The organism is Microcoleus sp. AT8-A3 (genome assembly GCF_036705675.1).
Lineage (GTDB): Bacteria > Cyanobacteriota > Cyanobacteriia > Cyanobacteriales > Microcoleaceae > Microcoleus.
This window is the reverse complement of sequence record NZ_JAUBVD010000023.1, coordinates 57,671-73,253: the sequence shown is the minus strand read 5'-3', so window position 1 is coordinate 73,253 and position 15,583 is coordinate 57,671. Positions and strand designations below refer to the sequence as shown.

17 protein-coding genes and 1 other RNA gene are annotated in these 15,583 nt (G+C 45.1%); 13 read left to right on the top strand and 5 right to left on the bottom strand.

Going from position 1 to position 15,583, the window contains the following annotated elements; all coding sequences use genetic code 11:
- Nucleotides 1-214: 214 nt before the first annotated feature.
- Complete coding sequence (locus QUB51_RS15555; RefSeq protein ID WP_333261848.1) at nt 215-2,701, bottom strand: putative PEP-binding protein; 2,487 nt, start codon at nt 2,699-2,701, stop codon at nt 215-217.
- Between the two features lie 72 nt (nt 2,702-2,773).
- On the opposite strand from QUB51_RS15555, the gene QUB51_RS15550 reads away from it, so the two are divergent.
- Nucleotides 2,774-3,460 carry a ComF family protein gene (locus QUB51_RS15550; protein ID WP_333056147.1) on the top strand — a complete coding sequence of 229 codons (687 nt, stop codon included), beginning with the start codon at nt 2,774-2,776 and terminating at the stop codon, nt 3,458-3,460.
- 267 nt (nt 3,461-3,727) lie between these two features.
- Here QUB51_RS15550 and QUB51_RS15545 read toward each other — a convergent pair whose 3' ends face one another.
- Nucleotides 3,728-4,282: a 2'-5' RNA ligase family protein gene (locus QUB51_RS15545; RefSeq protein WP_333056146.1), complete on the bottom strand. Its 555-nt coding sequence runs from the start codon at nt 4,280-4,282 to the stop codon at nt 3,728-3,730.
- Nucleotides 4,283-4,409: 127 nt separating this feature from the next.
- Between QUB51_RS15545 and QUB51_RS15540 the strand changes: the two genes are divergently transcribed.
- The 12 genes from QUB51_RS15540 to QUB51_RS15485 all read left to right on the top strand — a co-directional run bounded on the left by QUB51_RS15540 (nt 4,410) and on the right by QUB51_RS15485 (nt 13,020).
- On the top strand, nt 4,410-4,676 hold the full coding sequence (locus tag QUB51_RS15540) for a YciI family protein (RefSeq protein ID WP_333056144.1): 267 nt from the start codon (nt 4,410-4,412) through the stop codon (nt 4,674-4,676).
- 23 nt (nt 4,677-4,699) lie between these two features.
- Nucleotides 4,700-4,796, top strand: an RNA gene (gene ffs / locus QUB51_RS15535) — signal recognition particle sRNA small type.
- 23 nt (nt 4,797-4,819) lie between these two features.
- Nucleotides 4,820-5,200, top strand: a complete 381-nt coding sequence (locus QUB51_RS15530; protein WP_333056143.1) for a phasin-related domain-containing protein — start codon at nt 4,820-4,822, stop codon at nt 5,198-5,200.
- Between the two features lie 198 nt (nt 5,201-5,398).
- Nucleotides 5,399-5,845 (top strand): hypothetical protein, encoded by a 447-nt coding sequence (locus tag QUB51_RS15525; RefSeq protein ID WP_333261851.1) that lies wholly within the window; start codon nt 5,399-5,401, stop codon nt 5,843-5,845.
- 34 nt (nt 5,846-5,879) lie between these two features.
- On the top strand, nt 5,880-6,455 hold the full coding sequence (locus QUB51_RS15520; protein WP_333261853.1) for a Uma2 family endonuclease: 576 nt from the start codon (nt 5,880-5,882) through the stop codon (nt 6,453-6,455).
- Nucleotides 6,456-6,545: 90 nt separating this feature from the next.
- Nucleotides 6,546-7,892, top strand: coding sequence for a DNA phosphorothioation system restriction enzyme (locus QUB51_RS15515; RefSeq protein WP_333232642.1), 1,347 nt, complete (start codon nt 6,546-6,548; stop codon nt 7,890-7,892).
- Nucleotides 7,893-8,095: 203 nt separating this feature from the next.
- Nucleotides 8,096-8,371, top strand: a complete 276-nt coding sequence (locus QUB51_RS15510) for a hypothetical protein (protein ID WP_190660639.1) — start codon at nt 8,096-8,098, stop codon at nt 8,369-8,371.
- Nucleotides 8,368-10,434, top strand: a complete 2,067-nt coding sequence (locus QUB51_RS15505; protein ID WP_333208462.1) for an AAA family ATPase — start codon at nt 8,368-8,370, stop codon at nt 10,432-10,434. Before QUB51_RS15510 ends, QUB51_RS15505 begins: the two co-directional genes overlap by 4 nt.
- Entirely contained in the window at nt 10,424-11,080 is a 657-nt protein-coding gene (locus QUB51_RS15500; protein ID WP_333056138.1) for a Uma2 family endonuclease, read from the top strand. Before QUB51_RS15505 ends, QUB51_RS15500 begins: the two co-directional genes overlap by 11 nt.
- 12 nt (nt 11,081-11,092) lie before the next feature.
- The gene (locus QUB51_RS15495; protein ID WP_333261856.1) at nt 11,093-11,413 is read left to right on the top strand and encodes a nucleoside triphosphate pyrophosphohydrolase; all 321 of its coding nucleotides are present in this window, start codon (nt 11,093-11,095) and stop codon (nt 11,411-11,413) included.
- 67 nt (nt 11,414-11,480) lie between these two features.
- A complete protein-coding gene (locus QUB51_RS15490) occupies nt 11,481-11,951 on the top strand; it encodes a DNA phosphorothioation-associated protein 4 (protein ID WP_333056136.1) in 471 nt (156 codons plus the stop codon).
- Between the two features lie 10 nt (nt 11,952-11,961).
- On the top strand, nt 11,962-13,020 hold the full coding sequence (locus tag QUB51_RS15485; protein ID WP_333232620.1) for an endonuclease/exonuclease/phosphatase family protein: 1,059 nt from the start codon (nt 11,962-11,964) through the stop codon (nt 13,018-13,020).
- 12 nt (nt 13,021-13,032) lie between these two features.
- Here QUB51_RS15485 and QUB51_RS15480 read toward each other — a convergent pair whose 3' ends face one another.
- From QUB51_RS15480 to QUB51_RS15470, 3 genes are all read right to left on the bottom strand, one after another.
- On the bottom strand, nt 13,033-13,425 hold the full coding sequence (locus QUB51_RS15480) for a type II toxin-antitoxin system VapC family toxin (RefSeq protein ID WP_333208460.1): 393 nt from the start codon (nt 13,423-13,425) through the stop codon (nt 13,033-13,035).
- A complete protein-coding gene (locus tag QUB51_RS15475; protein WP_333056133.1) occupies nt 13,426-13,677 on the bottom strand; it encodes a DUF2281 domain-containing protein in 252 nt (83 codons plus the stop codon).
- A gap of 97 nt (nt 13,678-13,774) precedes the next feature.
- A complete protein-coding gene (locus QUB51_RS15470; protein ID WP_333232622.1) occupies nt 13,775-15,367 on the bottom strand; it encodes a DGQHR domain-containing protein in 1,593 nt (530 codons plus the stop codon).
- Nucleotides 15,368-15,583: the final 216 nt, after the last annotated feature.

The window sequence follows — 15,583 nt, the reverse complement described above, 5'->3', positions numbered from 1 at the left end:
TAAAAGGAATAAAAGCCAGGGTTTGAGAAATTAAGAATTTCCTAACCGTCGGGCGCGGTTGCTATATCTACTCAGAAACCGGGCTTCTGTAGTTGTTAATAGTCCTGGACGCACGGGTTGTCTAGAAAGCCGATGGCTGAGCGGGTGGCTGCTTGCCAAAGCTATGATTTAGAGTAGAAACCGGATTTCTGAGGTAAAGTGGGTGCGGGAGTGGTTAATTGTTAATTATCGATCGAGCGGCTTCTAGCAGCAGGCGCTGTTCGGCGCGGACGATCGCCCTGCTAGTTTGTTCTGCTGCATCGACATTGACCGAAATAGACGAAATTCCCCACCGCACGAAGGATTCAACTGTATCGGGATACAATGCGGGAGCGTCGCCACAGATCGAGCAAGGAATGCCGACAGCCCGGGCCTGTCTGATTAATTGTTCGATCGCCCTCATCACTGCTCGATCGCTCCCGTTGAATGCACCTGCTACCTGTTGGGAGTTGCGGTGAATCCCTAACAGAAATTGGGTTAAATCGTTGGTGCCGATGGAAATTCCTTGAACCCCGGCTTTTACGTAATCTGGTAATAAAAATAACACCGAAGGAACTTCCGCCATAATCCACAGTTGAAATTCGGGCGAGCGGTTTTTCCAAACAGTTTCTAAGCGCTGGCGGCAGTAGATAAACTCGTCAACCGATCGCACGAAAGGCAAAATTAAATTAACATTTGTATGACCTGACTCGCAGACTTTTTGAAGTACGCAGAGTTCCCAATCAAATAATTCCGGTTCAAAGGTATAACTGAAACTGCCGTGGTCGCCTGACTCGCGTAAATCGAGAGATCGATAAAATATTGGCTGCGGGGAAACGGCAGCAGCAAATAAGCTGAGGCAATCCGCCATGCGATCGACAAATTCCGATTGGCGGCCGTCTTGTAGCCAAACTTTGGGGTTTTGACAGTCCAAAGCTTCTAATGCCATTAATTCCGATCGCAGCAATCCGATGCCGTCTATTGGCAGATTTTTGAGGCGGTCAATCGAACTTGTTTGGCTGACATTAACTAGCAGTTGAGTTGCCGTTGGTGGGCCCCAAACATATTGAGTAGACTCAGATTGTCGAGATTTAGGATCGGAATTGGACGATCGATCGGAGGTAGAAGATTGGTGCTTGGCTATTGACATTTTGGCTGCTGTACTGTATATATCTGCCTTTTTTGCTGTGTCCAGAAGTCGGCGGCTGTCTGCTATCTCGATGGCATCGGGTTGGGCGAGGGCAAAAACTTCTCCGGTATCGCCGTCTACCAAAACCGAATCGCCCGAGGCGATCGCCCGCGTGGCCCCGGTCACTCCCACAACGGCGGGAATCCCCAATTCTCTTGCTAAAATGGCGCCGTGGCCTGTCATACCTCCTTGTTCGGCAACCACCCCAGCAGCAACCTTCAGCCAAGGTAGCCAATTCGGCTCGATTGTCCGGGCTACTAAAATGCCTCCGGCTAGGAATTCCGCGTTTTCTGGGTGGGAATTAGTCATAACTTGGGCAATTGCTTCGGCTTTTCCTGATGCTGCTGCCACACCTCTGAGTATGGCAGGAGTTCGGGCTCTTGCGATCGAGTTTGGCTGCCGGAGGTATCTCGGATTTTCCTCTACCGGCGCGACTTTTTCCGCTTTGACAAGACGAACTTGAGTGAAATAAAACTGCAGTTCGCCGCTGTTTTCTGTCTGGTTTAGCGTCCACTCCAAAATTAAATCTGAGTCAAATTCGGCGATCGCTTTTTTACTCAATTCAATGATTTCTTGCAGTTGCGATTCCTCTAAAACGTATTGTGTTTGTGCTTCTTCTCCCAGCGCTAAAACTTGCACGCAACAGTCAGCAAAATCAGAAAGTATAAAGGGAGAATCGGGAATTGGGAAAGCAGCAAACTTGCCCAGTAGCAGTTTTTTTTTCGGTTCACTATCGCCGACTTTGAGATTGTAGGCTAATGTTTTGTAACCGATCCGCTGGAATTTAACCGCGCTTGTTTCCGGCTGCACTTGATAGTAATCGGGGATGGTTTCTCCCCTAGCCAGGGACAATCCCAAACCGCTGGTGGCTTGGATTTCCCACTGTGCGCCCGCCTTTGTTTTCACCTCGCCCGCGGCGATGGCTTCTTGAAGTGGCTGCACCAAAACTGCGGGATTGATTTGCTGTACCCGCAGCCCGCACCGCTGCCAGTAAAATAGACTTCGGGCTCTGAACATTTCTGCCCAAGCTCGTTTGAGTCCGGCCCCAATGGCTTCGGGTTCTGCCCGTACTGCCTGAGATTCCAAAATGCCTACTGTTTTCGGGTTCCAGGAAGTCAGGGAAGGGCGAAAAATTAAGGCTGTGGAGTTTAAGTTTGACTGTGAGTTGAGTTGAGAAACAGCAGACTCTAGGGTGGAGAGCAGTGAATCGGGCAGTTTGCCGGTGAGGATTTGGTGGCGGATGCTGCGGGCGATCGATTGCAGTTGTCTGGGTTCATCGACATTCAAGTGCAGGGAAGAGTGTGGCCAGTCAGCAAACAGCGGTTCTAGGCAGTCGATCGACTCTAAAAACTGCCAGAATGTAGTAGCCGGCACGACAAAACCCGGTACAACGGGATGATTTTTCTGGAGCAAACAGCTCAAGTAAAATGCTTTTTCTCCCACTGCATCTCTGTCTGAAGGTTGAATTTTGTCTAACCAGTAGAGGTTTTTCACGCTGCGAGCCTGTCCGTGGAAACAGATTGAATTTGATAGTTTTTCCCATTAATCACTTACGACAATTTTAGGATGAACAAGCGACAATGGACGGGATTAGTCAAATCTTTTCTCAATCTATTTCTTAAGTCTAACTGTCCTCTTTGTCAGCGACCGGCCGCCGGAGAGTTTTGTCCCTACTGTGACAAGCAGCTTCAGCAATGTCAATTAAGCGATCCGGGTCGATTTTGGCATTCACAGCAGCGTGTTTTTGTGTGGGGTGAGTATGGCGGGGCTCTCAAACGGGCGATCGCAGCTTTGAAATATGACGGCAATCCGCAATTAGCCAAACCTCTCGGCGGCTGGCTGGCGGAAGCTTGGCTGAGTTTTCCCGAATTAGCTATAGACAATTTAACTGTTGTACCGATTCCCCTGCACAAAGAAAAGCTCAAGCAGCGCGGTTTTAACCAGGCGGAACTTTTGGCTGAAAGTTTTTGCGATCTGACTGGTTTGCCTTTGCAGCGGCACGGTTTGGAACGGGTGAAAAATACTCAGGCTTTATTCGCTCTGACGCCGCAGCAGCGCCAAGCGGAAATGAAAAATGCTTTAGGTTTGGGGAAAGATTTCCGTCGTCGCCTCCCGCGCGATCGAGTGCTGTTAGTTGATGATATTTACACTAGCGGTACTACGGTTAAGTCGGCAATTAAAATTTTGGAACAATCGGGAATTTCGGTTTATGGAACTGTGGCACTTGCAACTCCGAATAAGATTAATAGGTAAGCTGTGACGGCATTTAAATTTCAACAGATTTGTAGTGAGGACTAAAGTCATCAAATTTGTTGACTCACTTGTGACCTCAGAAACCCGATTTCTACGAATAGTTCTCGTTCATCGAGGTAAAAGTCGTATAAACCGGGTTTCTCGCCCCTCGCGAGTCAGCCATGAAACTGTCCGAAGTGTTGATTAATGATGATTTACTAACAAGATTTTTTGGGAAAAAGGAACCGCGAAGACGCTATTGACGCAAAGAAAGAGAAGGGAGAGAGTTTAGGCGGAAAGCGGGAATTGATTGCTGATGTTCCACCGGCTGCCGTCGTGAAGCAGTAAAGTTAACGCCGAAGCGGTAAACTCAAAGTGGAGCGATCGCCCTGCAAATTCCAACCAAGCTGTTTGAAAATTCTCCTTAGTTAAATCGCGAAATGCTACTGTCATGTGCGGTACAAATGGGCGACTTTGAGAAACTCGATCGACAATTCCCAAATTTGCCTCCAAATAACTCATCAAAGATGAGTGAATCTCCAGCAATTCGGGCGATTTGAAAACATCAGCGTAAATGACGCGGGGCGTGAAAGCAGCAAAACCGGATAGAGTAACGGGAATGGGCCGCCGATTTGCAGAAAACTGGTTCAAACTTTCCTCTAATTTGGCAACATCCTCCGCTAACGAGTGAAAAGGAGGTTGCAGCGTGATGTGCGGCGGGGAATTCAAAGCACCGCGGCTGTTGTAATGTTCCGCAAAATATAGTTTAATCTCAGTAATGTGTTGTTCAATATCGGGAGGCGGCACTAGGGCAATAAAAAATCGCTGTTTTGACGGGTTCATGGGATAACATCGCAGTGAGGAAGAAATGGCGGAGTATGGAAAATCGAGTATTTACTCAAGGCTTGTACCAAAAACTCCATTCCCAATCTACAATCCAAAATCCAAAATCTAAAATCTAAAATTTAAAATGCCTTGGTTTGTCAAAATTGAGCAAGGAATTGTCGAAAAGCCTGTCTTTGACCAATACGTGCCAGCTCACAGAGCTTATGTCCGAGAGTTGATTTCTAAAGGACACCGAGCGAAAACTGGCTACTGGGGGCGGCGGGGCGGCGGTATGTTGCTGTTTGAGGCGGGTTCGATGGATGAGGCGAGGGCGATCGTCGCTGAAGACCCGCTGGTGAAGAACGGTTGCGTTATTTATGAAATTTATCACTGGTGTGTGGTTGAAGAATAAATAACTGTGTTATACTCATAAATGAACTGGACCCACGCGATTCCAACGCCCAAATCTTGTCAGGACCGGAAGGTAGCAGCAACACGGGATGCTTGTAATAGGCGTGGTCTCCGGTTCACCCAGTTTTTTGAGGTGTAGCTCCTATGCCTGGTTTCGGAGATATTTTACAGAAAGCAGTTTACCTTGGTGTCGGGCTAGCTTCCTACGCTGGTGAAAAAGCTGGCAGCAAGTTAACTGAATTACGCACTGAAGCCCAAAAGCTGGCAGACGAATTGGTGAAGCGGGGCGAGATGTCCACGGAAGAAGCTCGCCGCTTTGTTGACGATATGGTACAACAGGCTCAGCAGCAGCCTCCCGTAGCCTCGGCTGGGAACGAAAAACCCGCTGAACCTCGGCGGATTGAAATTGTTTCTGAGGAAGAAGATGTCTCGGCAAAAGATGCTAAAGAGACAGGCGGCGTAGACAAGCTCCGCGAACAAGTGCAGAATTTACAAGAGGAATTGCGGCGGCTGAAGCGGGATTAAGCAGGAAAAAGCTCGCTCAGCAAAGCAGGAAGGGAACTCAGGATAATAATCTTGAGTTCCCTTTTTGAATATTTCCCCTGTCAGATGTGGACGGATATCAGGCAATAGGTAATAGAATTGAAAGTAGGTGCGATCGCTTCGCTTGAGGCTGGCTGCACTTGTCTGTAAAATATTTTGTAATAGCCAACTGTCAAATTCATGGAAGATTGGTCTAAAGATTTTTTTGGAGTAATGGAAAATGCTGTTTCTGAAGTAGAGCATTTTTTCAGCGAAATGGGCGAAGAGTTTGTCGAAATGCTGGACGTTTTGGCAAAAATGTCGGAAGAGTTTACAGAAGAAGTACAAAATAATCTGATTAACGACATTGACGGTTATTTCAATGAATTTGACGGTTTATTTAATGAATTTATCGAACCGATAATTGAAATTTGCCGCGACTTCGACCCGCAATTTGATGAGATAGATTTGTCGATGGTGACTTATGTAGACCCTTCACCGACGCAGCAGCCGGCTTGTCGCGGTTGTCGCAACTATCACGGTCAAGTTTACGGGGGAAATTTGTTGGTTTGTGCGATGCACCCTACTGGTGTGGAATCGGAGAGTTGTGCTGATTGGGAAACTGACAGCGATATGAATCCTTTTTAAGACGGCAGTTGAGTTGTTGAGGGGTTAATTGCTTATGGTAACGTCAATTCAGTCTCCGTCAAAGATTTCTTTGGAAGAGTTTCTGCTATTGCCAGAGACTAAGCCGGCTAGCGAGTATGTTGACGGTCAAATTTATCAAAAAGCTATGCCCCAAGGAAAACACAGCACGTTACAAACTCGTTTTGGAAATAGAATTAATCAGGTGGGAGAACCGCAAAAGTTAGCTTTTGCTTTTTCAGAATTGCGTTGCACTTTTGGGGGACGTTCTATTGTTCCAGATATAGCAGTGTTTGAGTGGTCGCGCATTCTTCTCAATACTAAGGGAGAAGTAGAAAACAGGTTTGAAATTGTGCCGGATTGGACAATTGAGATTTTATCGCCGGATCAAAATCCAACTCGGGTCATTAATAATATTTTGTTTTGCTTAAATCACAATGCTAAACTGGGTTGGTTGATTGACCCGGCAGAAAAATTAGTTCTGGTTTTTAAACCGCAGCAGCAACCAGAGGCGAAAGAGAATCAGGATATTTTACCTGTGCTCGATGTGCTGTCGGATTTGCAACTGTCGGCCGATGATTTGTTTGCGCTGTTAAGTTTCGATCGCCCGTGAGTTACAGTTGAGTCAGGGTAATTTTGCATCTAACGGCATTTAAAGGTGAATCGCTCAACGGCTAATAATTCGCAATTTGGATTTCCGAAGATGCCGCCATCGCTGCAATTGCGACAGTATCAGCGAGTGGCGGTGGCTAATTGGTTTGCGAATCAGGGACGCGGTACGCTGAAGATGGCGACGGGTAGTGGCAAGACGATTACTGCGCTGGCGATCGCCACTGAATTATACAATAAAATTAACCTGCAAGTCCTGCTCGTAATTTGCCCTTACTGTCACCTGGTGAATCAGTGGGCGCGCGAATCGGAGAAATTTGGTTTAAAACCTATTTTGGCTTTTGATAGCGCCCGTAGTTGGCAGAATAAGCTGGCTGCGGGTTTGTATGAAGTGCGATCTGGCGATCGGCTATTTCTCACAATCATCACTACTAATGCTACCTTAATGGGAGATAGTTTGCGATCGCAACTGCGCTATTTCCCAGAAAAAACCCTGATTATTGGAGACGAAGTTCACAACTTAGGCGCGCCCCGTTTAGGAGAAAGTTTGCCGCGCAATATTGGACTGCGACTCGCCCTTTCCGCCACCCCAGAAAGGCATTTCGACGAACAAGGAACTGAAGCTATTTTAGATTATTTCGGCCCGGTTTTGCAGCCGGAACTTACCTTAGCCGACGCCATCCGCCAAAAAGCCTTAGTACATTATTTATACTATCCAATTTTAGTAGAATTGACCGAAGCCGAAACCCGCAAATATTCCCGCTTAACTCAAAAGATTGGCTGGGCGCTTTGGGGCGATGAAAAAGTAGAAGAAAACGATGCTTTAACAACTTTATTAATGCAGCGAGCTCGGTTAATTGGGGCTGCGGCTAATAAATTAGTAGCGTTGCGAGAATTAATGATTCACCGTCTCGACACCGCCCACACTTTATTTTACTGTGGCGACGGTGCGATCGAAGGAGGGGCGCGCCGAAATAACAACCGCCAACTAACAGAAACCGCGAAGTTATTGGGTTCAGAATTAGGCTACCGAGTTAACACTTATACTGCGGCAACTCCTTTAGCAGAAAGAGAACGATTGCGCCGACAATTTGAGAGTGGAGAATTGCAAGGTTTGGTAGCGATTCGCTGTTTGGATGAAGGCGTTGATATTCCAGCAATTCGCAATGCTGTAATTTTAGCAAGCAGTAGCAATCCGCGCCAGTTTATTCAGCGCCGGGGACGCATTTTGCGGCCGCATCCGGGGAAGGAAAGGGCAACTTTATTTGACATGATAGTTTTGCCTCCCGATTTGGGTCGGGAAACCTTAGAAGTCGAGCGCAATTTGCTACGAAAAGAGTTGAAACGGTTCTTGGAATTTGCCGATTTAGCTGACAATGCTGGGGAAGCTAGAGTGAAATTGCTTCAAATTCAGAGGCGTTACGGGCTATTAGACATTTGACATTTATTAAGGTTCGGTTTATGTTTTAGAATAGAGAATTATTCGATCGTAGTTTGAGTTGCTAGTTTAGTTCGCGATCGCACGCATAGTTCAGAAACCCGGTTTCTTTGTAGATTTCTCGTGAGTGTTCGCAAAACTCGTAGAAACCGGGTTTCTCGCCCATGAGCCTAGGCCCTGTATATTTTAATATTTGCAAAAAAAATATGACGGAAAATCTGAATGAAAATCTGATTATGGCATTTAGATATGAAGATAGTGCGATCGCAGCCGTACCGACAAGCATTTTAGCAGAAAAGCGTTCTTCTTATCAAACTCATCAGGAATTCAGCGACGTACAGCAACCAATTACTAGCGCGCCACCGGAAGTTAGACAAATTATTGAGCGGGTATTGGAAATTGAAAAAGATAAACTGTACATGAGAGCTCCTCGCCACATTAACGATGACATTTTAAAAATCATTAAGGAAGCAATTGTATGAAGTTAATCTCAATTACTCTATGCAACTTTCGTCAATTTTACGGCAAAACTCCCGAAATTAAACTAGCTTGGGGCGGGCAAAATATTACAGTAATTCACGGGAATAATGGCGCGGGAAAAACTGCCTTAATGAATGCCTTTACGTGGGTACTTTACGGAAGATTTAGCGCGGCTTTTGCGGCAGAAGAACAATTAGTAAACAAGCGCGCTTTGGCTGAGGCGGAAATGGGAAAAGCCGTAGGTTGTTGGGCGGAAATTGTGTTTGAACATGACAGCACGCGCTACCAAGCAAGACGCATTTGTCGTGCTTATAAAAGTGAAAATACTGTAGAACATGGTAAGGCTGAATTGTTTCTGAATGTAGCAAAAGATAACGGTCTGTGGCTGAAGCCGGATCAGCATCCAGATGATATTATCGGGCGGATTTTGCCGGAAAGTTTACATAAATATTTCTTTTTTGATGGGGAGCGAATCGAGCAAATTGTCCGCTATGACAAGAAGGCAGAAATTGCGGAAGCTACTAAGGAGTTGCTGGGAGTTGAAGTGTTGAATAGATCGCTCCGGCATTTACTAGAAGCAAAAAAATCTCTAGAGACAGATTTAAATATAATTGGGAATGCTGAAACGAAGAAACTTTTAAAAGACAAGCAAAAAATTGAGCAAGAAGCTGAGCAACTTTCGAGCAGACAAGTAGAAATCGAGCAGGAATTGGTCAACCAAGGGGAGTTAAAAAAAGCAGTTAATGGTAACTTATTGGAACTTAGCGGTGCTGCGGATTTACAAAAGTTGCGAGACGAATTGGAAATGCAGAAAAGTTTATTGAAGCAACAAATTGTACAGGCTACAGATGCTCTCAAACGCTCAATCTCTATGCGGGGTTATGGGGTATTTCTGTCAGAGGCTGCGGCTGAATTTAAAGTAATTGTTGAAGGTTTGCGGGAAGGCGGCTCGTTGCTTTCGGGGATTCAGCGGCCGTTTTTGGAAGAGTTATTAGCGCAGCAGCGGTGTATCTGCGGTGCGGAATTAGTGGAGGGTTCTGAGTCTCGCCAACAGGTTAGCGGTTGGATGGATAAGGCGGGTGTGGGCGATGTGGAAGAAACAACTATTCGGATTAGCGATCGGGTAAATGAAATTGATAAACAAGTGGCTGATTTTTGGGAGGAAATTGACCGACACCAAGGCAATATCAGCCGCGACAGAACCGAACTTTCTCGGGTGGAAAATCAGTTAGACGATATTCACAACAAGCTGCGAAATTTTCCTGACGAGGATGTCAGCCGCTTGCAAAAGCGCTTGGATGAAATTGAGGCAAAAATTGGCGATTTGCACCGGGAAACAGGCTCTAATCAGCAGCAGATTGAGAGTTTGAATGTGCAGGTGTCGGCTTTGGACAAGCAAATCGATAAGCAGCAACTGAATGAGCAAAGGCAAGTATTAGCCCAGCGCCGGATTGCTGCGACTCAGGATGCGATCGATCGCCTAACTGAAGTGCGAGATCGCTTAGAAAAACAGTTTTGTTCTCAGTTAGAAAAGCGAGTGCAAGATATTTTCAGTCAAATTTCTTTTACTCCTTATATCCCCAAGTTGAGCGATAAATACGAACTGACGCTAGTAGAAAATACGTCGGGAAAAGAATCTTTGGTTGCCGCTTCTACAGGAGAAAATCAAATTCTCAGTTTATCGTTTATCGGCGGGATTATTGAGGGCGTGCGGGAGTGGAGTCAAAAGAATACTTTGATGGGCCCGGATAGCAGTACGTTTCCAATTGTGATGGATTCTCCCTTTGGCAGTTTGGACGAGATTTATCGCAAGCAAATCGCGAATAAGCTGCCGAAGTTGGCGAATCAATTGGTAGTTTTGGTAACAAAAACTCAGTGGCGCGGAGAAGTTGCTCAAGAAATGGAAAGTTGCACCGGCAGGGAATACGTGCTGGTGTACAATTCTCCGAAAGCTGATTGTGAAGAAGATGCGATCGAACTTGGCGGGACGCGCTATCCTTTAGTTAGGCGCAGTCCGAATGAATTTGAATATACGGAAATTGTAGAGGTGGATTATGGCTTCTAATTCGGCAATTACGCAGGTTTTGGAAACGGATATTTGGGTGAAGGCGACGTGGGAAGAGTTTCTAAATTTTGCTGAGGATTCAGCATGGGAAAAGGGCAAGTTTTATTACTATCAAGAACACATGAGGGTAGAAATGTCACCAGTAGGGCCATTGCACGGGCGTCAAAATTCAATTATGGCCTGTGTAGTTATTCTGTTTGCAACATTGAGAAATATCCGAGTAGTTCAGTTTACTAACACCAGTTTTCGCAAAGCAGGTATCGGCGAGTTTCAACCTGATTTAGCTTACTACATTGGTTCAGATTTAAGAGTGCCTCCTGATGATAGCAATTCTGCTGTTGATTTAAATCTATACGATCCGCCTAATTTGATAATAGAAATTGGTGCATCTTCTTTTAACGATGATTTAGGCAGTAAGCGGTTGCTTTACGAAAATGCAGGAATTAGTGAATATTGGGTTGAACGTGCAAACACGCGGGAGGTTTTTGCGTTTGCGATTAATGGCGGAGGTAGCGGGAGAATTCAAGAGTCGCGGGTTTTACCGGGGCTGGAAATCCGGTTAGTTGAGGAAGCTTTGAATCGCAGTCAAACGCAAGATGATGGGGAAATTAATCGCTGGTTGATTCAAACTTTTAGTCAAGGTTGAAGGGAGTTTGACGTGAAAAAGCAGTATCATAAGTTGGTGCGCGATCGCATTCCTGAAATTATTCGTAAAAGCGGGAATGAATGCGAGGTTGTAATTTTGTCGGAGGCAGAATACCGTCAAGCTTTGCTGCAGAAATTGATTGAAGAAGCGGGGGAAGCCGCAGAAGCCCAGGAGGAAGATTTGGTGGCGGAATTGGCGGATTTGTATGAGGTGATAGATGCGGTGATGGCGAGTTTTGGCATTTCGGGCGATCGACTTTTGGCGGAACAAATGAAGCGGCGGGAAGCAAGAGGAGGTTTTGCACAAAAAATTATGTTGTTGCGGACATTGTGAATTGGCCCTGCGCCCAGTGTTGGATATTGGCGAGATTTATAATAGTTAGAAACTAGATATTATGGCAATGGCTGCTAACAAAATTAGAATTGCTAAAGATAAAGCGGAGTTAGTCAAATCATTAACTTTATTGGATAACCACACTGGCCCTTTCCAGACTTACGCCGATGTCATCGCTTTCGCCGCATCCTTGGGAAAGCAGCGGAAAAAACGATCGCCTTTGGGGGAAATTTCTAAACGAGAACCAGGGGCGATAGATGTTGATATTTTTGTATCCAGGGGTTACGATATGGCGATTAAGTTAATTGCGATCGCCGAAACCAAAAATCCTCAAATTCTCTCCCATCTCGACGAAAAATTGGAAGCAGAACGCTTGCAAATTTTTGAAGAATATGCTAATGGTGGACTGGAAATATTGCGAGAAGAGTTGCGGGGTGCGGCGGATTATACCGATCGCCTGTTGTTGGTTTTGATTTCTGAAAGAGACAACCAACATCGGTCAAATGAAGAATTCGATTTAAGCAAGTTCTTATTTTAATAGGTGCCCAATGAAGTATGTACTAGCAGAGATCGTAAAGAAAGGGCTTAAGGAATCTGCCAAATTTTTCGCTTACGGCTACTCAGTATTCATGATCTGCTATTTCATTCTCAAACTAATCCTTTGGGATAGAATAGGAGTTATTGCCTTAATTACCACTTTTATTCCCTTAATTTTATTCCCAACTTTCCTGCTTCCCATCATCGGATTGTCAATCATCAAAAAAAGATGGTTCACTATTATTTCGGCGATCGCCTGCATTATCCTAATAAGTTGGCTGCACATTAAATACTTTTCTCCCACACCAATAAACATCACAGATTCGCACCCCAGCATCAAAATTTTATCCCATAACGTCCATTGGTATAAAACTCAGTCGCCAAGTTTAGCTAAACTGATTCAGAATCAAAAACCCGATATTATATTTTTACAAGAAATCGTTAGTAAACATACCGAAAGAGCTTTCACCTGGTTAAAAGCAGACTACCCCTATCAAATTGGCAATCCCCCTGTAGGAATTCTCAGTAAATATCCGATTGTCTCCAGCGAAATACTGCACTTAGCCGGCCATCCAGAAACGCAGCAGCGGGCAATTATTAAATTTAACGAACAAGAAGTAGTGATTTATAATATGCAAGCTACCGGGCCGTGGTTGACCAGAGCTAGAAAATTGCGTTTTTTCAAACTTCCTGTTTACATATATGGCAAACGATCGCCTGAAATTCAAGAATTAGTGCAGCGAGTTGAGCGAGAAACTCTGCCAGTCATCGTCGCGGGCGATTTTAATATGACAGACGAAACTCAAGACTATTACAGGGTAAAGAAAGTCTTGCAAGATTCTTTCCGAAAATCTGGATTTGGGTTTGGTTTTACCTGGCCTCACGGTTGGGAACTTAACTTATTGGTAAAAAGGTTAAATTGGAGATTGAATTATCCCGTTTGCCGGATTGATTATATTTGGTATTCAAAGCATTGGGGCGCTAAATCTAGTTCGGTTTTGGAGGCAACGGAGTCAGATCATTTGCCTGTAGGAGCCGAACTTATTTTGTTAAATGAAGCCAGATTGTGAGAAGTTTTTTAGTCAATACCAGTCTGCGATTGCGAGTTCCGAAACTCTAGAAAATTCCTTGACATTGTGGGTTACGAGAGTCGCTTGCAGGGCTACGGCTGTCCCTGCAATCAAAACATCGATCGGGCCGATGGGAGTACCTTGTTGCTCCAACTGGGCGCGAATTGTAGCAGCCGCAAGAGCTGCATCGCGATCGAAAGGAATAACGTTAACTCTGCTCAAAAATTGCTGAAGTTGTTGGGTGCGTTTTGCGGGCGAATTGGATTTAGCAATGCCGACTTGCAACTCAAAAAGGACGCTCGTAGAAACGACTATTTCCAGGGGAGAAACATTCGCAAGATTTTGAGCAACTTGTCCTTGACCTTTGAAATAGTAGATCAAGGTGTTGGTATCCAAAACGTACATTTACAGACTCTCCCGCAGGATGTCTTGTCCGGATTCAGCACGAATATCTTCTAGGGATGGAAAATCTTTTGCCCAAGTTCCAGCAAGGGAAAAAACAAGTTCATTCCAAGGAATCAGAGAGTCTACGGTGTCTGTTGGTTGGTTTGCGCTCAGGTGCTTGGCACAAACGAATTCAGCGAAAGTGAGAATTTCGCTGGCTTGGTCTTTGGGAAGGGTTTTGACGATTGCGTAAATCTGTTCAGCGATGGTCATAATGTGGTTCTAGGTAACGTGCAGATTCAATTATACAAAACCAATTTGTTTCCTACTTTATCAGTCTTCGTCGCTGTGGGCTTTGCCCAATAAAAACTTAGCTAAGCACTGGTGGCAATCCTACCTCTTGCGGCTGCACAAATCGGCCGTTAAAACTAACAGCTTTATCCTCAAAAGTCCTCGCTTCCGCTACCGCTTGCCGCAAATGAGCTCGCTCCATATCGTCCTGAATTCCCCCCACCAAATATACAATTAACTTCGTCGCTAAATCCTTTCCAGAAACTAGCATTCGCTTTTTGTTCGGATCGTACAAAATCCCGTACCACGCAGACTCTGGATTGTCCATGTGGCTAAATCCTTCATCGACATCGTACCTGCGGAGTTTGTCGAAAATAGATTTCAGGGAAAGTTTCTTTCTAAATACTAGAATTCCCAAAGCATTAGCTAAAGCAACTTGACCGACGGGACGGAACAAAATATTTCCCTCGCCCCCTGGCTTTTCAAAACTAAATCGGCGCAATTCTGTCGTTTCTTCGCCGCTTTCAATTCTTTGATAGCTGGGTAAAGTTGCTAAATGATCGAACAATTTTTTAAACTCTTCAATTCCCTCTTTTAGTTCTTCATCTTCGGGACGCATGGGAATTAAACCTTTTCGTTCCGGCTTCCAATGGGGGAATTTGTATTCTAAATACCGTTCGGACATATCTTGCAGCGCTTGCAATGTGGTTAACACAGTTGATTTTGCTGCGACTGTGGCGCTGTCCCAATTGACGCGGGGGTTTCTGTCATCTTGTTCTTTTAATAAGGGATGGGTGACGGCAATTTTGCGGGCGCAAATCGCAAATCCGTTGTCCTCGTTTAATAATGCTAGCTGGCCCTGACTCAGCGTTACGGCCATTAGGTTAACGTGCACAAAGATCGATCGCACGCGCCGTTGTGCTTGCTGTCGCGTTTCCCCCGCTACCGCCGCCGGGATAAACTCAATTCCGATTTTTTCGTGAGCTAATTTATACACTGTTTCGGGGTCGATTTGATACTCTTCTGCTAAATCTTCCAGAGTAATTGCAGCGCCGACAGGTTTTTTATTTTTGTTGTATCTTTGCAGGATTCCGGTTTTAATTAAACTCATTAAACCTTGAACTCCCATCAGCCGATGCTGGCCGTCTAAGGCAAAAATAGAGACTTTTTGAGAGACATTCAAAAGCCCTAAGTTCTCGTTTTTATCAAAGGATGTAAATTCAGTCGCGGATTTGGTTGCTACGCCATTTTTATCCCATTCCTCGGCTAGAGGATTATCTACCCACGGGGGACTGACGACTACTAAAACTGCGGGGAATTTGTGCGATTTTCGGGCTGCTAAATATTGAGTGAGGGTGGCTTGGCGCGACCAATCTAAGGGACGCTGGATTATTTCGTCAATGGTTTCGTCGTCGCGGACGATGTTGTTGGTTTGGAGGTCGAATTTTTGGCGGAAAAGCGGCATCTGGGAGGCGAAACGGACGCGAGAGTCTAACCATTCTAGGGTGACTGAACCGATGTATGCTTCGCTGTTTCCCATCTGGGTTTTTTGGACGAAAATGCGATCGTCCTTTCCTAAATAATTATCTAATAAAAGTGCGATTTCCTGTCTGTCGCTATTTTCTTTTTCTAAAATTTTTATAGCGAGGTCATCCGCTGGGTTGGTTGTCATGGGCGGTTTTTATATAATTAGGTTATTTTTTCAAAAATATCATGGGTTAAATTTTATGTCAACTCTTGTTTTTTAAAAATTTTTGTGAAATACTTAAAACACTAAGTAAATTCAACCTTATATATCATTTAATGTTTTATTTGTCAATAGCTTAGGGGCGATCGGGCTTGATGCAGATGCGTCTGGGTCTCACGCGCCACCGTCTGAGTCCGCCAG

Excerpts from the sequence above, each read along its gene's own strand:
- QUB51_RS15530 (WP_333056143.1), top strand. The coding sequence starts at position 4,820 with ATGCCTGGTTTCGGAGATATTTTACAGAAAGCAGTTTACCTTGGTGTC.
- QUB51_RS15520 (WP_333261853.1), top strand. The coding sequence starts at position 5,880 with ATGGTAACGTCAATTCAGTCTCCGTCAAAGATTTCTTTGGAAGAGTTT.
- QUB51_RS15490 (WP_333056136.1), top strand. The coding sequence starts at position 11,481 with ATGGCTGCTAACAAAATTAGAATTGCTAAAGATAAAGCGGAGTTAGTC.
- QUB51_RS15480 (WP_333208460.1), bottom strand. The coding sequence starts at position 13,425 with ATGTACGTTTTGGATACCAACACCTTGATCTACTATTTCAAAGGTCAA.
- QUB51_RS15505 (WP_333208462.1), top strand. The coding sequence starts at position 8,368 with ATGAAGTTAATCTCAATTACTCTATGCAACTTTCGTCAATTTTACGGC.
- QUB51_RS15540 (WP_333056144.1), top strand. The coding sequence starts at position 4,410 with ATGCCTTGGTTTGTCAAAATTGAGCAAGGAATTGTCGAAAAGCCTGTC.
- QUB51_RS15550 (WP_333056147.1), top strand. The coding sequence starts at position 2,774 with ATGAACAAGCGACAATGGACGGGATTAGTCAAATCTTTTCTCAATCTA.
- QUB51_RS15485 (WP_333232620.1), top strand. The coding sequence starts at position 11,962 with ATGAAGTATGTACTAGCAGAGATCGTAAAGAAAGGGCTTAAGGAATCT.
- QUB51_RS15525 (WP_333261851.1), top strand. The coding sequence starts at position 5,399 with ATGGAAGATTGGTCTAAAGATTTTTTTGGAGTAATGGAAAATGCTGTT.
- QUB51_RS15475 (WP_333056133.1), bottom strand. The coding sequence starts at position 13,677 with ATGACCATCGCTGAACAGATTTACGCAATCGTCAAAACCCTTCCCAAA.
- QUB51_RS15470 (WP_333232622.1), bottom strand. The coding sequence starts at position 15,367 with ATGACAACCAACCCAGCGGATGACCTCGCTATAAAAATTTTAGAAAAA.
- QUB51_RS15515 (WP_333232642.1), top strand. The coding sequence starts at position 6,546 with ATGCCGCCATCGCTGCAATTGCGACAGTATCAGCGAGTGGCGGTGGCT.
- QUB51_RS15500 (WP_333056138.1), top strand. The coding sequence starts at position 10,424 with ATGGCTTCTAATTCGGCAATTACGCAGGTTTTGGAAACGGATATTTGG.
- QUB51_RS15510 (WP_190660639.1), top strand. The coding sequence starts at position 8,096 with ATGACGGAAAATCTGAATGAAAATCTGATTATGGCATTTAGATATGAA.
- QUB51_RS15545 (WP_333056146.1), bottom strand. The coding sequence starts at position 4,282 with ATGAACCCGTCAAAACAGCGATTTTTTATTGCCCTAGTGCCGCCTCCC.